This is a genomic window from Leifsonia williamsii (genome assembly GCF_030433685.1).
Classification (GTDB): Bacteria; Actinomycetota; Actinomycetes; order Actinomycetales; family Microbacteriaceae; genus Leifsonia; species Leifsonia williamsii.
This window is the reverse complement of sequence record NZ_JAROCF010000001.1, coordinates 3496205-3508435: the sequence shown is the minus strand read 5'-3', so window position 1 is coordinate 3508435 and position 12231 is coordinate 3496205. Positions and strand designations below refer to the sequence as shown.

Annotated in this window: 13 protein-coding genes, 1 tRNA gene and 2 pseudogenes; 9 read left to right on the top strand and 7 right to left on the bottom strand. The window is 72.2% G+C overall.

Annotated elements, in window-relative coordinates; translation table 11 throughout:
* Positions 1–32 precede the first annotated feature (32 nt).
* Both galK and galT read right to left on the bottom strand, forming a co-directional pair.
* On the bottom strand, positions 33–1193 hold the full coding sequence (gene galK / locus P5G50_RS16640) for a galactokinase (protein WP_301212184.1): 1161 nt from the start codon (positions 1191–1193) through the stop codon (positions 33–35).
* Positions 1190–2392 carry a galactose-1-phosphate uridylyltransferase gene (galT, locus tag P5G50_RS16635; RefSeq protein WP_301212182.1) on the bottom strand — a complete coding sequence of 401 codons (1203 nt, stop codon included), beginning with the start codon at positions 2390–2392 and terminating at the stop codon, positions 1190–1192. The genes galK and galT overlap by 4 nt, the downstream gene beginning before the upstream one ends.
* A gap of 81 nt (positions 2393–2473) precedes the next feature.
* Between galT and P5G50_RS16630 the strand changes: the two genes are divergently transcribed.
* Together P5G50_RS16630 and P5G50_RS16625 are read left to right on the top strand one after the other, a co-directional pair.
* Complete coding sequence (locus P5G50_RS16630; RefSeq protein WP_301212181.1) at positions 2474–3265, top strand: DeoR/GlpR family DNA-binding transcription regulator; 792 nt, start codon at positions 2474–2476, stop codon at positions 3263–3265.
* Positions 3266–3274: 9 nt separating this feature from the next.
* Positions 3275–4213 (top strand): aldose 1-epimerase family protein, encoded by a 939-nt coding sequence (locus P5G50_RS16625; RefSeq protein WP_301212180.1) that lies wholly within the window; start codon positions 3275–3277, stop codon positions 4211–4213.
* Here P5G50_RS16625 and P5G50_RS16620 read toward each other — a convergent pair.
* Complete coding sequence (locus tag P5G50_RS16620) at positions 4192–4896, bottom strand: SDR family oxidoreductase (protein WP_301212179.1); 705 nt, start codon at positions 4894–4896, stop codon at positions 4192–4194. The genes P5G50_RS16625 and P5G50_RS16620 overlap by 22 nt on opposite strands.
* A gap of 91 nt (positions 4897–4987) precedes the next feature.
* On the opposite strand from P5G50_RS16620, the gene P5G50_RS16615 reads away from it, so the two are divergent.
* Positions 4988–5557 carry a TetR/AcrR family transcriptional regulator gene (locus P5G50_RS16615; RefSeq protein ID WP_301212178.1) on the top strand — a complete coding sequence of 190 codons (570 nt, stop codon included), beginning with the start codon at positions 4988–4990 and terminating at the stop codon, positions 5555–5557.
* Between the two features lie 16 nt (positions 5558–5573).
* Here P5G50_RS16615 and P5G50_RS16610 read toward each other — a convergent pair whose 3' ends face one another.
* Positions 5574–6668 carry a calcium:cation antiporter gene (locus P5G50_RS16610; protein ID WP_301212354.1) on the bottom strand — a complete coding sequence of 365 codons (1095 nt, stop codon included), beginning with the start codon at positions 6666–6668 and terminating at the stop codon, positions 5574–5576.
* A 69-nt stretch (positions 6669–6737) separates the two neighbouring features.
* Between P5G50_RS16610 and P5G50_RS16605 the strand changes: the two genes are divergently transcribed.
* The 3 genes and pseudogenes from P5G50_RS16605 to P5G50_RS16595 all read left to right on the top strand — a co-directional run.
* Positions 6738–7358, top strand: coding sequence for a DUF4232 domain-containing protein (locus tag P5G50_RS16605; RefSeq protein ID WP_301212177.1), 621 nt, complete (start codon positions 6738–6740; stop codon positions 7356–7358).
* A 63-nt stretch (positions 7359–7421) separates the two neighbouring features.
* On the top strand, positions 7422–8669 hold the full coding sequence (locus P5G50_RS16600) for a chloride channel protein (RefSeq protein WP_301212176.1): 1248 nt from the start codon (positions 7422–7424) through the stop codon (positions 8667–8669).
* A gap of 249 nt (positions 8670–8918) precedes the next feature.
* Positions 8919–9113, top strand: a pseudogene (locus P5G50_RS16595) (RtcB family protein); the annotation flags it as partial.
* Positions 9114–9131: 18 nt separating this feature from the next.
* Here P5G50_RS16595 and P5G50_RS16590 read toward each other — a convergent pair.
* The 3 genes and pseudogenes from P5G50_RS16590 to P5G50_RS16580 all read right to left on the bottom strand — a co-directional run.
* Positions 9132–9233, bottom strand: a pseudogene (locus tag P5G50_RS16590) (type II toxin-antitoxin system YoeB family toxin); the annotation flags it as partial.
* Positions 9230–9853: a DUF6226 family protein gene (locus tag P5G50_RS16585; protein WP_301212175.1), complete on the bottom strand. Its 624-nt coding sequence runs from the start codon at positions 9851–9853 to the stop codon at positions 9230–9232. The pseudogene P5G50_RS16590 and the gene P5G50_RS16585, both read right to left, overlap by 4 nt.
* 32 nt (positions 9854–9885) lie before the next feature.
* A tRNA-Lys gene (locus tag P5G50_RS16580) sits at positions 9886–9958 on the bottom strand.
* A 65-nt stretch (positions 9959–10023) separates the two neighbouring features.
* Between P5G50_RS16580 and P5G50_RS16575 the strand changes: the two genes are divergently transcribed.
* The 3 genes from P5G50_RS16575 to P5G50_RS16565 all read left to right on the top strand — a co-directional run bounded on the left by P5G50_RS16575 (position 10024) and on the right by P5G50_RS16565 (position 12225).
* The gene (locus tag P5G50_RS16575; protein WP_301212174.1) at positions 10024–10653 is read left to right on the top strand and encodes a DNA-directed RNA polymerase subunit beta; all 630 of its coding nucleotides are present in this window, start codon (positions 10024–10026) and stop codon (positions 10651–10653) included.
* 256 nt (positions 10654–10909) lie between these two features.
* Complete coding sequence (sigK, locus tag P5G50_RS16570) at positions 10910–11467, top strand: ECF RNA polymerase sigma factor SigK (RefSeq protein WP_301212173.1); 558 nt, start codon at positions 10910–10912, stop codon at positions 11465–11467.
* On the top strand, positions 11464–12225 hold the full coding sequence (locus tag P5G50_RS16565) for an anti-sigma factor (protein WP_301212172.1): 762 nt from the start codon (positions 11464–11466) through the stop codon (positions 12223–12225). Before sigK ends, P5G50_RS16565 begins: the two co-directional genes overlap by 4 nt.
* Positions 12226–12231 lie beyond the last annotated feature (6 nt).

Here is a 12231-nt window from a genome sequence, read left to right as displayed (position 1 = left end):
AACGGGAGGCGCGCAGCGCGCCCGCCCGGCGCTCAGCTCTCGCGCTGGGCGCCCTGCGACGCGCGCACGGTGAAGACGTCCGGCTGGCCGAACGAGTGCTCCGCGAACGCGCCGTCGATCGCGACCTGCACCCGGCTCACCGCGTCGGTCGGCACGAGCGCGATCGCGGAGCCGCCGAAGCCGCCCCCGGTCATGCGCGCGCCGATCGCGCCGTTGGCCTGCGCGGTCTCGACGGCGAGGTCGAGCTCGGGCACCGAGATCTCGAAGTCGTCGCGCATCGACACGTGCGAGGCGTCGAGCAGCTCGCCGATCGCGGCCGGTCCGTGCTCGCGCAGTGTGCGGACCGTGTCGAGCACGCGCTGGTCCTCGGTGACGACATGGCGGACGCGGCGGAAGGTGACGTCGTCGAGCACCTCGCGGGCCCGGTCGAGGTCGGCGACGGAGACGTCGCGCAGCGACTCGACGCCGAGGGCCTTCGCACCGGCCTCGCAGGAGGCGCGGCGGTCGGCGTAGCCGCCGGTCGCATGCGCGTGGGTCACGCCCGTGTCGATGATGACGATCTCGAGGCCGGCCTGCTCCAGGCCCAGCGGGACCACCTGTGCGTCGAGCGAGCGGCAGTCGAGGAACACGGCGGAGTCGGCCTCGCCGAGGAGGGACGCGGACTGGTCCATGATGCCGGTCGGCGCGCCCACGGCGACGTTCTCGGCGCGCTGGCCGACCTTCGCCAACGTCTGGCGGTCGAAGCCGAGCCGCCACACGTCGTTCAGCGCCAGCGCGACCGCGCTCTCGATCGCGGCGGACGACGAGAGGCCCGCCCCGACCGGGACGTTGGAGTCGATGAGCAGGTCGAAGCCGGGCACGGCCTCCAGGTCGGCGCCGAACTGCCCCAGCGCCCACGCGACGCCGAGCGGGTACGCCGACCAGCCGCCGAGTGCGTCGGGACCGAGGGCGTCGAGGTCGAGCTCCACCAGCTCGTCGGCGAAGGTGCTGCCGACGCGCACGCGGCGGTCCTCGCGCAGGCCGAGAGCGGCGACCGTGCGGCGGTTGATCGCGAACGGCAGCACGAAGCCGAGGTTGTAGTCGGTGTGCTCGCCGATGAGGTTGACCCGGCCGGGCGCCGACCAGACGCCGTCGGGCTCACGGCCGAACACCTCGGCGAAGTCGTCGCGGACGCCGGAGCGCAGATCGGTCATCGGTCGGCCTTTCGGGGGTTCACGGAGTCGGAGTCCGGCACCACGGTCACGAGGTCGGTGACCTGCACGGGCAGCTCGCCGACCGGCGACTCGCGGTCCGCGCGGTCGATCGCCTCGCGGATCGCCGCGGCCGCCGTCTCGGGTGGGATGTCGCCGATCCAGGCGCCCATCGCCGCCTCGGAGCCGGCGAGATACTTCAGCTTATCCGCGCCGCGGCGCGGGGAGGTCAGCTGCAGCATGAGCCGGATCTCGTCGCGGCGCACGCCGACCGGAGCCTGGTGCCAGGCCGCGATGTACGGCGTCGGGGTGTCGTAGAGGGCGTCGACGCCGCGCAGCACGCGTAGGTACAGGGTCGCGAGCTCGTCCCGCTCCTCCGCCGAGGTCTCGGCGAAGTCGGCGACGTGCCGGTGCGGGAGCAGGTGGATCTCGATGGGCCAGCGGGCGGCGAACGGCACGAAGGCGGTCCAGTGCTGCCCCGCGAGCACGACGCGCTCCGACGCGCGCTCGCGCTCGAGGATGTCGGCGAACAGCGTGGGGCCGTAGGCGTCGAGCGACCGGATCAGCGCGTTGGTGCGCGGCGTGATGTACGGGTAGGCGTAGATCTGCCCGTGCGGGTGGTGCAGCGTGACGCCGATCGCCTGGCCGCGGTTCTCGAACGGGAACACCTGGCGCACGGCGGGCAGCGCCGAGAGCGCGGCGGTGCGGTCGGCCCAGGCCTCGATGACCGTGCGTGCCCGCGACGGCGTCAGCGAGCCGAACGAGCCCGTCGTCTCGGGGCTGAAGCAGACGACCTCGCAGCGGCCGACGGAGGTGCGGGTGCGGCCGAGCCCGACGGTCGCGAGGTCGTCGAGGCCCTCCGGCTGGTTGTCGTCGGCGAGCAGGGGGCCGAACGAGGGCGACTTGTTCTCGAAGACCGCCACGTCGTACAGGCTGGGGATCTCGGAGGGGTTGGACGGGGTGGCCGGCGCGAGCGGGTCGAGCTCGGCGGGCGGCAGCATGACGCGGTTCTGCCGGGCGGCCGCGATCGAGACCCACTCGCCGGTGAGCGGGTCCTGCCGCATGGTCGCCGTCGCGGGCCGGGCGGAGGGCTCCCGGAGGTCGGGCGAGCGCTCGGGGTCGAGGGTCGTGTCCGCGTCGTCGTAGTAGATCAGGTCCCGGCCGTCGGAGAGGCGGTACGGACGCTTGATGATGGAAGCCATGGCAGCCTTTCGTTTCCGAAAGCAAATGTAGCCGTGAGCTTTCGTATTGACAAGCAAACGCAACCCCCTCACCATGGCCTCATGGCCGAACCGCTGCCCGTCGCCCTCCGCCGCGAGCGCATGCTCGCCCTGATCGGGCGGGCCGGCTTCGTGCGGGTGGGGGAACTGGCCGAGGCGTTCCAGGTGTCGGACGTGACCATCCGCGGCGACCTCGACGCGCTCGACGCCGCCGAGAGCATCCGGCGCGTGCACGGCGGCGCGGTCCTGCGCGGGTCGGGGATGCGCGAGCCGAGCTTCGAGGAGGCGCTGGAGGCGTCCGCGGACGAGAAGCGCCGCATCGGCGTCGAGGCGGCGGCGATGGTGACCTCCGGCAGCAGTGTGCTGCTCGACGTCGGCACGACGACCGCCGCGATCGCCCGGGCCCTGGCCGACCGCGACGACGTCGAGGACGTGACCGTGATCACGAACGGCCTCACCATCGCGCTCGAGCTGGAGCGCGCCATCCCGCGGTTCCAGGTCGTGGTGACGGGAGGGACGCTGCGCCCGCTGCAGCACTCGCTGGTCGAACCTCTCGCCGCCGTGCTGCTGCAGCGTGTGCACGCCGATCTCGCTTTCATCGGCTGCACCGGCGTGCACGCGGCCGGCGGGATCACGAACGTCAACCTCCCCGAGGCCGACCTCAAGCGCGTCATGGTGTCGTCCGCGTCGCGCGCGGTCGTCGTGGCGGACGGCTCCAAGCTGGGGCGCACGCACCTCGGCCGCATCGCCGGCGTCGACGAGGTCGCGGGGCTGCTCACGGGGGAGTCCGCGCCGGAGGGCGAGGTGGCGGCCCTGCGCGCCGCCGGGCTGTCCGTGACCGTGGCCGCGGCTTAGGCTGTGGTCATGCGCGCAGCCACCGGCGAACAGTACGAGCTCGAGTTCGGCGACCTGACGGCGACGGTCACCCAGGTCGCCGCGTCGCTCCGCACCCTCCGCGTCGGAGGGGCCGACCTGGTCGAGCCGTACCCGGCCGACGCGCCCCCGCCCTCCGGCGCCCAGATCGTGCTGGTGCCGTGGCCGAACCGCGTCAAGGACGGCGTGTGGGAGCTCGACGGCCAGGAGCACCGGCTCGCCCTCACCGAACCGGCGGCGGGCAACGCCATCCACGGCCTGCTGCGCTACCGGCCGTACGAGCTGGTCGAGCGCACCGATTCGTCGGTCACGCAGCGGGCGCCGATCTATCCCGAGCTCGGCTACCCGTTCCAGCTCGAGACCCGCGTCACCCACGAGCTCGACACCGAGGGCCTGACCGTCACGCACACGATCGAGAACGTCGGCGACCGGCCGGCGCCGGTCGCGATCGGCGCGCATCCCTACCTCCGCATCGGCGACGTGCCCGCGGACGAGCTGACGGTGACGGTCGTCGCCGGCCGCCACTTCGAGGCGGACGACCGGCTCAACATCACCGGGTCGTCGCCGGTGGAGTCCGGATCGGCGATCGACCTCTCCGCGGGCCGGCGGGTGAGCGAGCTGGAGGCGAACGACGGCTACGGCGACCTCCCCTCGCCCATCCAGCACGTGCTCGCCGCCGACGACGGCCGCCGCGTCGTGCTGTGGACCGACGACGACTTCGGCTACGTGCAGGTGTTCACGCACCGGAGGTTCGCCACCAGGCCCGTGGGCGAGCCGGCCATCGCCATCGAGCCGATGACCGCTCCCGCCAACGCCCTCAACTCGGGCGAGGGGCTGCGCTGGCTGGCCCCCGGCGAGACGTGGACGGCCGAGTGGGGCATCCGCGCCGAGGGCTTCGCCGGCGACTCCTACCTGGCCAGCTGGGGGTAGAGCGCGCGCACGTCCTCGTGCAGGACGGACTTGACGCGGCGCGCGGTCTCGCCGACGACCGCCTCCGCCCCTCCGGCCTCCACCGTGTTGAGCGCCTCGGCGACGACGACCGCCGGCGGCACCTTCTCGTCGTCGACGTGCGCAGCCATGTCGGTGTCGACGTAGCCCACGTGCACGCCGACGACCTGGATGCCGGCGGGAGCGAGCTCCACTCGGGCCGAGTTGCTCGCCGACCACAGCGCGGCCTTGCTCACGCTGTAGGAGCCGACGGCCAGCCAGCTGAGCGCCGAGTGCATGTTGACGACGGCGCCGCCGCCGTTCCGCTCGATCAGGGGAGCGAACGCGCGGGTCACCAGCACCGGGCCCCAGAAGTTGGTGTCGAACTCGCGGCGGGCCTCGTCCAGATCGCCGGAGACGAGCGACTGGTTCGCCGAGATGCCCGCGTTGTTGACGAGCACGGTGACATCGGAGGCCGTCTCGGCGGCGCGGCGGATGCTCGCCTGGTCGGTGACGTCGAGGGCCAGCGGGACGACGCGCGGGTCGCTGGTGTCGACGGTCTCGGGGCGGCGGGCGGCGGCGTAGACCTTCGACGCCCCGCGCTCCAGCAGCGCGGAGACGAAGGCGGCGCCGAGGCCGCGGTTGGCGCCGGTGACGAGGGCGACGCGCCCGGTGAGCTCGGTCATGTGGATCCTCCAAGAAAGTAAACCGATCTGTGTACCCGGACTGTACACAGATCGGTTTACTTTGCGCAAGCGCATCGGTAGGATCGTCGGCATGACCACGGAAGCCGCCCCTCGGCCCAAGCCGCGCGAGCGCGTGCTCGACGCCGCGGCCCGCCTGTTCGTGCGCGAGGGCGTCAACGCCGTCGGCGTCGATCGGCTCGCCCAGGAGGCCTCCGTCTCGAAGCGTTCGATCTATCAGCACTTCGACGGCAAGGACGCGATCGTCGCCGAGATGCTCGCGACCTGCGGTCCGCAGGTGGTGGCCGCGTACTTCTCGTCGGACGAGACGGCGACGCCGCGCGAGCGGGTGCTGCACGTCTTCGACGCGCTGCACCGCGCGGCCGAGGCCGCCGACTTCTACGGTTGCCCCTTCGTCAACGTGGCGACCGAGCTGCGCGACAGGGAGCATCCCGCCTCCGTCGTGGCGCGGCGGTTCAAGGGCCGGCTGACGGACTACTTCCAGCGACAGGCGGAGGCGGCGGGGGCGCGCTCGCCGGAGGTGCTGGCCGTGCAGCTCACCCTGCTGTTCGACGGCGCCTCGGCGGCGGCGGCGATGCGCGGAGGCACGCCGGATGCGGCGCGGCTCGCCGCGGCGCAGCTGTTCGACGCCGCTGTCGCGTGAGGCGGTAGCGGCGCCGCTAGGGCGCGATCGACAGGAACAGGAACGCCGCGAACAGCACCAGGTGGATGCCGCCCTGCATGCGCACCGCCCGCCCGGGCATGATCGTGAGGATGCTGACGGCGACCGTCAGCGCGAACAGCACGATCTGGCTCGCCCCGAGGCCGAGGTGCAGCGCACCGGGCAGCCAGATCGAGGCGACGGCGATGGCGGGGATGGTGAGGCCGATGGAGGCCATCGCCGAGCCGAGCGCGAGGTTGAGGCTCGTCTGCATCCGGTTGCGGTTGGCCGCCTTGGCCGCCGCGATGCCCTCCGGCAGAAGCACGAGCAGCGCGATGATCACGCCGACGAACGACTGCGGCAGGCCGATCCCGACCACCGCGCGCTCGATCGGCGTCGACTCCAGCTTCGCGAGCCCGACCACCGCGACCAGGGCGACCAGCAGCAGCCCGAGGCTGATCAGCGCGGTGCGGGTGGAGGGCGCCTCCGCGTGCTCGTCCTCCTCGAGCGGCTTGCCCTTGGGGGTGACCGGCAGGAAGAAGTCGCGGTGGGCGAAGGTCTGCGTGAACACGAACATGCCGTAGAGGGCCAGCGAGGCGACGGCGGCGAACACCAGCTGGCTCGGCGAGAACTGGGGCCCCGGCGTCTCGGTGAAGCTCGGCAGCACGAGCGTGAGCGTGGCGAGTGCCGTCACGGTGGCGAGCGCCGTGCTGCTGCCGCGCGCGTTGAAGGCGGTCATCTCGCGGCGGGAGGCGCTGAGCAGCAGGCAGAGACCGACGATGCCGTTCATGGTGATCATGACGGCCGAGAACACCGTGTCCCTGGCGAGCGTCTCGGAGTCCTTGCCCGTCGACATCAGGGTGACGATGAGCGCCACCTCGATGACCGTCACGGCGACGGCCAGCACCAGCGAGCCGAACGGCTCCCCGACCCGGTGGGCCACGACCTCCGCGTGCTGCACCGCCGCGAGCACCGTGCCCGCGAGGACCACCGCGATGATCGCCACGGCGACGGGTTGGAGCTCGACGGTCCAGAAGATCACCAGCACGACCACGCCGATGATGGGGACGACGACCGCCCAGTTGCGAGAGATCCAACGTGTCGCGGTGCTCATGGCCCCCATCCTGCCAGCCGGTCGGTGTGGTGCGCGCGCATCCGCGCGGCGACCTGCTGGGATGGGTGCATGACCCGCATCCGGATCTCCTCCGTCGCCGTGGCGGCCGCCGTCGCCGTCACCGCCGTCCTCGCGCTCGCCTCCTGCCAGTCGAACGCGGGCCCCACCTCTTCGCCGGTGTCGTCGCCGACCGGAACCAGCACGAGCACCGGCACCTCGACGCCCCGGCCCACCGGGACGAGCACCGCGGAGCCTGTCGAGGGCCAGTGCGCGACCAGCGACCTCTCGGGCAGCCTCGCGGAGGGCAGCGGAGGCGCGGCCGGCAGCGTCGGCGTGACGATCGTGCTGACCAACAACGGCAGCGAGGCGTGCGACCTGCAGGGCTGGCCGGGCGTCTCCTTCGTCGGCGACGGCAACGGCACCCAGCTCGGGGCCCCGGCGGACTTCGACCGCAGCAAGCCGCACCCGACCGTCACCCTTCAGCCGGGCGGCACCGCGCAGGCCCCGCTGCAGATCGTGCAGGCGATGAACTACGACGAGGCGCAGTGCCAGCCGAAGCAGGCGGACGGCTTCCGCGTCTACCCGCCCGGGTCGACGGAGTCGCTGTTCGTGAAGAGCGCGGACTACACGGCCTGCCAGTCGGAGTCGGTGAAGCTGCTGACCGTCGGCGGGCTCGTCCCGGGCGAGTAGTCCGGCAGAGCCGAGCTGCTGAGCCGGTGAGCTGCTGAGTCGCGGAGGGAGGCGCACACCGTCATGACGCCGCGGTGGCTCGCGCGCCTGGTCGTCGTCACGCTGCTCGTCGGCGTGGGCGCCGGTGTCGGCGGGGCGCTCGTCGCGCTGCTGCTGCACGCGATCCAGCACCTCGCCTTCGGGTATTCGGAGGGCACCTTCCTCGAGGGGCTGCTTGAGGCGCCTCCGCTCAACCGGGTCGTCGCCCTCGCCGTCGCCGGCGTCGTCGGCGGTGTGGGCTGGTGGTTGCTGCGCGGCTGGGGGAGGCGGGACGCCCGCCACGCGATCGTCCCGGTCGAGGCCTCGGTCGGCGGGAGGCGGATGCCGGGCGCGGTGACGCTGCTCAACGCGGGCCTGCAGATCGTGATCGTCGGCCTGGGCGCCTCCATCGGCCGGGAGGTCGCGCCACGCGAGGTGGCGGCGCTGTGGGCGGGCTGGCTCTCGGAGCGGGCGGGCGTCTCGGCGCGCGAGCGGCGCATCCTCGTCGCGTGCGGGGCCGGCGCCGGTCTCGCGGCCGTCTACGACGTGCCGCTGGGCGGGGCGGTGTTCGCGGTGGAGATCCTGCTCGCGGAGGTCAGCTTCGCCACCGTCGTGCCCGCCCTGGCCACCTCGGGCGTGGCGGCGCTGGTGGCCCGCGCGGTCGTCCCCGCCAATCCGCTCTACGTCGTCGAGCAGGTCCCGCTCTCGCCGACGATCGTGGTGTGGTCGGTGCTCGCCGGGCCGCTGATCGGGCTGGCGGCCGTCGGGTTCGTGCGGGCCGCCTCCTTCGCGCAACGGCATCGCCCGCGGCGCTGGGGCATCCTCATCGTCATGCCGGTGGTGTTCGTCACGATCGGGGTGGTCGCGCTGTGGTTCCCGGCGATCCTCGGCAACGGCCGGGCCCTCGGCCAGGTCGCGCTGGGCGCCTCCCTCCCGGTGCTGCTCGTGCTGCTGATCACGGTGCTCAAGACGGCGGCGACCGTCGGCACCATCGGAGCGGGTGCGGCGGGCGGCACGCTGACCCCCTCCCTCGCCATCGGCGCCGGCCTCGGCCTCTCGGCGGGCGCCGCCTGGCTGCTGCTCTGGCCGGGGGCGCCGCTCGCGGGCTTCGCGCTGATCGGTGCGGCGGCCTTCCTCGCCGTCACGATGCGGGCGCCGCTGACGGCGCTGGTACTGATCCTGGAGTTCACGAACCAGGGGCCGGCGCTGCTGGTGCCGCTGATGCTGTGCGTGGCGGGAGCGGTGGGGGTCGGTTACCTGATCGAGCGGGGGCGGGTGACGGGGGTGGCGTGAGGGCTGGACCCCGTGGCTGCGGTTATGACGTCCCATGCCTGCTGGGTCGTCCGGGTCTTGTCGTTGGTCCTCGCTGACTCGCTTGCTGCCAGCCGCATCCGTTCTGCTTGTTCGGCGGTTGCGTTCTGAGCTGTCAGAAACCGTTCGAGTTGTGGCGGGTCGGTGTATGCCAGCCTCCGTTGGCCGATCAGGTCGGCGGGCGCATTGTCGTGATGCTTCGCAAGCTCTGCAAGCCGCGGAAAGCGATGAACGACCGCCCGCAAGCGCTTCACGATGGAGGAGCTGGAGCGCGACATGCAGGGCATCGAGTGGCGCCGCACCTCCGCCTTCCTCGACGAGATCCCGGCGGCGTACAAGGACATCGACCGGGTGATGGAGGATGCGGCCGACCTGGTGGAGGTTCGGCACGTCCTCCGGCAGATCGTGAACGTGAAGGGGGATTGAGGTGAGGCGGCCGATGCCCTCGATGGGGTCGCCACGCAGGATGTCGTCGATCGGAGTGTTGATGCGCTTGAGCGTCCGCCGGTCCTGACCCTGCCAGAAGACGTAGTCCTCCCAGCTCAGGCGGGGGTGCGAAGCGGCCAGGCGCTCCAGACTCCCGAGGGGGAGGGCAGGCGCCGTCTCGCGGCCGCGAGAGCCTCGTCGGTCAGGTCGTCTCGGATGGTGCCTCCGGACATGGACCGGTCGTCCCAGGCGAGCGACGTCGAGACCCACTGCGGCGATGGCGCATCGACCTGCTCGGAGAACGAACCGCCCACGAGAGCACGGACGGTCCATTCGAGGTCGTCCACCACCTCGTCGATGTCCTCGTCGCATGCGTCGCACCCGCATCGAGGGAAGATCGCTTCGAAGAGAGTCCCGGCCTGGATGATCACGCCGGGAAAGTCGGTGAAGACGAACGTCAGTGGTGCGGCCGACGGGTCCGCGGGAGTGATTCGTACGGTCCTGTCATCCTGAGCCGAGGAGGGGTACTCGAAGGAGGACGCGTCGTATCGTTCGAGCAGCCAGCTGATGAGCGCATCCGCGGTCGGGTGGAGCGGCTGGAACCGCTCGAGGTGGCTCGTGCGCGAATAAGCGTCCTCTGGCACCTCACGGCCGGCCCACCGGTTTCCATAGTCGACGAGCTCGCCGTTCTCGTCCGCGTAGGCAGGCCTTGCGATCGGCGGTCGAACGTAGGGGTCCATGTGCTCACGCTACCGGCGGTGCGTTCGCGAGGTGGGCCCCGTGGGGCTCGAACCCACGACCCGCGGATTAAAAGTCCGATGCTCTACCGACTGAGCTAGAGGCCCTCGTCTCCAATCTATCGTGGATCGTCGTCGCTCCGCTCCGCGCCGGATCGGGGGAGAATGGGGGAATGCCTGACCGTTTCCACAAGCCGACGCTGTTTCCCGGCGGGATGTTCGAGGCCTTCCTGGGCGGGGAGGATCCGGCGCAGATCAGCCGGGTCGCGCACGAGACCGCGCGGGCGCTGCTCGCGCGCGTGCGTGAGAACCCCGACTCGGAGATCGTCGACCGGCTCGTCGCGTACACCGATCAGCACGGCATCGACGCCATCGCCGAGCTGTGGTCGCGGTCCAACGCCAAGAGCCTCCCCGGCGCGCTGTGGCGGATCTACCTGCTCCGGCTGCTCATCCGGCAGGACGCCGAGGGGACCGCGTACCTGTATCAGCGCGGCTCGGAGGTGCTGTCCTCCATCGACACCGTGGTCGCCGGGGCGCCGAACCCGACCGGGCCGGCGGAGATCACCGCGCTCGCCGACACGATCCTGCGCGGGCTGTTCGAGGGCGACTTCGCCGTCGCGCTCGACCGGGCCGCCGCGTTCTGCCGGGTGGCTGCGGCCGGGGCGGCGTCGGTGGCCGACGACCGCGACACGCTCGACTCCGACCGCGCGAGCGAGCTCACCACTCGTGCGCTGCGGTTCACCCGGTTCGCGGAGGAGCTCACCGCGTGCGCCCGGCTGTGGCGCTCGGACTCGCTCGACTGATGCGCCCCTCCGCCCGTCCGACGAGGAGGTCAACCCCGGATGGCGACTCGGCGTTCTCCCCTCGCGAACGCCACGCCGTGGACCCCGCCGACCGCTCCTGTACTATTGATGGAGCCGGGCCGCAGTAACCCCGGGCTCCAAAACTTGCCGCTCCGAGCGGCCTCGCGCCGAGAGGCGTTTCTGCGGCCCGGCACTTTCATGCCCGGCCCGGCGGTCTCGTACCGCGGCGCCGGCCCATCCGACGAGCGGAGACGACGTGGACGACGCCACCGTCGACCTCGACGCCCTGCTGACGGCGACCGCCTCCGGCGACCAGCGGGCCTTCTCGGAGTTCTACGACCGCACAGCCTCCCGCGTCCTCGGCCTGATCCGCCGCATCCTCATCGACGCCGCGCAGTCCGAGGAGGTCGCACAGGAGGTGTTCCTGGAGGCGTGGCAATCCGCTGCGCGCTTCGATCCGAATAGGGGACGAGCGCTCACGTGGATCCTGACCATGGCCCACCGCCGCGCCATCGACCGGGTCCGTGCGTCGCAGGCGGCGCACGACCGGGACGCGGTGGTGGGCGTCCGCGACCTCCCGACCGCATACGACGAGGTCGCGGAGACGGTCGAGGTGCGGGTCGAGCACGAGCGGGTGGAGGGTGCGATGGCGGTGCTGAGCGAGCAGCAGCGGGAGGCCGTCGCGCTCGCCTACTACGGCGGGCTCAGCCAGAGCGAGGTCGCGGCCAGGCTCGGCATCCCACTGGGCACAGCGAAGACACGGCTGCGCGATGCGATGATACGGCTGCGTGAGGAATTGGGGGTGACGAGATGAGCGATGACCGCAACGAGGAGACCCGTCTGGGCCGCGCCCTCGGCGCCAGGGACGAGCGGGAGGCCGACGACTTCGAGGCCGTGGCCGCCGAGCTCGCGCTCGCCGCGGAGCCGGTCGAACCCCGGCCCGAGCTGAAAGCCGCGCTGTTCGCACAGCTCGCCTCGATGCCGCAGCTGCCCGCGGAGGCATCGCCATCTGCCGAGGCGGTGCCGTCTGCGGAGGCTGTGCCGGACTCCGCCGCGCCCGCACCCACCCCCGCGGCCCCCGGCCCCGCCGAGCGCCGGGCCCGCCGGCGCTGGTTCTCCCGCCCCGCCGCCATCCTCACCGCGGTGGGCGCTGCGGTCGTGATCTTCATCGGCGGTGCGTTCGTCGGCAGCGTGCTGGCGGGCGGCAACTCCTATCAGCAGCAGCAGGCCTCCGCGCTCGCCCAGCTGAACGCCGCCTCGGATGTGCAGCGGTCGACGGCGGAGGTGGCCGGAGGAGGCTCGGCCACACTCGTGTGGTCGGCCGACCTCCAGAAGTCCGCTCTTATCGCTACGGACCTGCCGCAGCTCGCAGAGGGCAAGGTCTACGAGCTCTGGTACATCGACAGCGGCACCGCGACTCCCGCCGGCACCATGACGCCGGGCGACTCGGGTGCGGCATGGCGCGTCCTGACCGGCGAGATGACCCCGGGCGCCACGGTCGGCGTCACGGTGGAGCCGCGCGGCGGCTCCGACCGCCCCACGACCGACCCGATCGTCGCCATCCCCTCCTGACTCCCG

What these genes read in the sequence shown, in the direction of transcription:
- galK (WP_301212184.1), bottom strand. Translation starts at nt 1,193, where the DNA reads ATGACCGATCTGCGCTCCGGCGTCCGCGACGACTTCGCCGAGGTGTTC.
- galT (WP_301212182.1), bottom strand. Translation starts at nt 2,392, where the DNA reads ATGGCTTCCATCATCAAGCGTCCGTACCGCCTCTCCGACGGCCGGGAC.
- P5G50_RS16630 (WP_301212181.1), top strand. Translation starts at nt 2,474, where the DNA reads ATGGCCGAACCGCTGCCCGTCGCCCTCCGCCGCGAGCGCATGCTCGCC.
- P5G50_RS16625 (WP_301212180.1), top strand. Translation starts at nt 3,275, where the DNA reads ATGCGCGCAGCCACCGGCGAACAGTACGAGCTCGAGTTCGGCGACCTG.
- P5G50_RS16620 (WP_301212179.1), bottom strand. Translation starts at nt 4,896, where the DNA reads ATGACCGAGCTCACCGGGCGCGTCGCCCTCGTCACCGGCGCCAACCGC.
- P5G50_RS16615 (WP_301212178.1), top strand. Translation starts at nt 4,988, where the DNA reads ATGACCACGGAAGCCGCCCCTCGGCCCAAGCCGCGCGAGCGCGTGCTC.
- P5G50_RS16610 (WP_301212354.1), bottom strand. Translation starts at nt 6,668, where the DNA reads ATGAGCACCGCGACACGTTGGATCTCTCGCAACTGGGCGGTCGTCGTC.
- P5G50_RS16605 (WP_301212177.1), top strand. Translation starts at nt 6,738, where the DNA reads ATGACCCGCATCCGGATCTCCTCCGTCGCCGTGGCGGCCGCCGTCGCC.
- P5G50_RS16600 (WP_301212176.1), top strand. Translation starts at nt 7,422, where the DNA reads ATGACGCCGCGGTGGCTCGCGCGCCTGGTCGTCGTCACGCTGCTCGTC.
- P5G50_RS16585 (WP_301212175.1), bottom strand. Translation starts at nt 9,853, where the DNA reads ATGGACCCCTACGTTCGACCGCCGATCGCAAGGCCTGCCTACGCGGAC.
- P5G50_RS16575 (WP_301212174.1), top strand. Translation starts at nt 10,024, where the DNA reads ATGCCTGACCGTTTCCACAAGCCGACGCTGTTTCCCGGCGGGATGTTC.
- P5G50_RS16565 (WP_301212172.1), top strand. Translation starts at nt 11,464, where the DNA reads ATGAGCGATGACCGCAACGAGGAGACCCGTCTGGGCCGCGCCCTCGGC.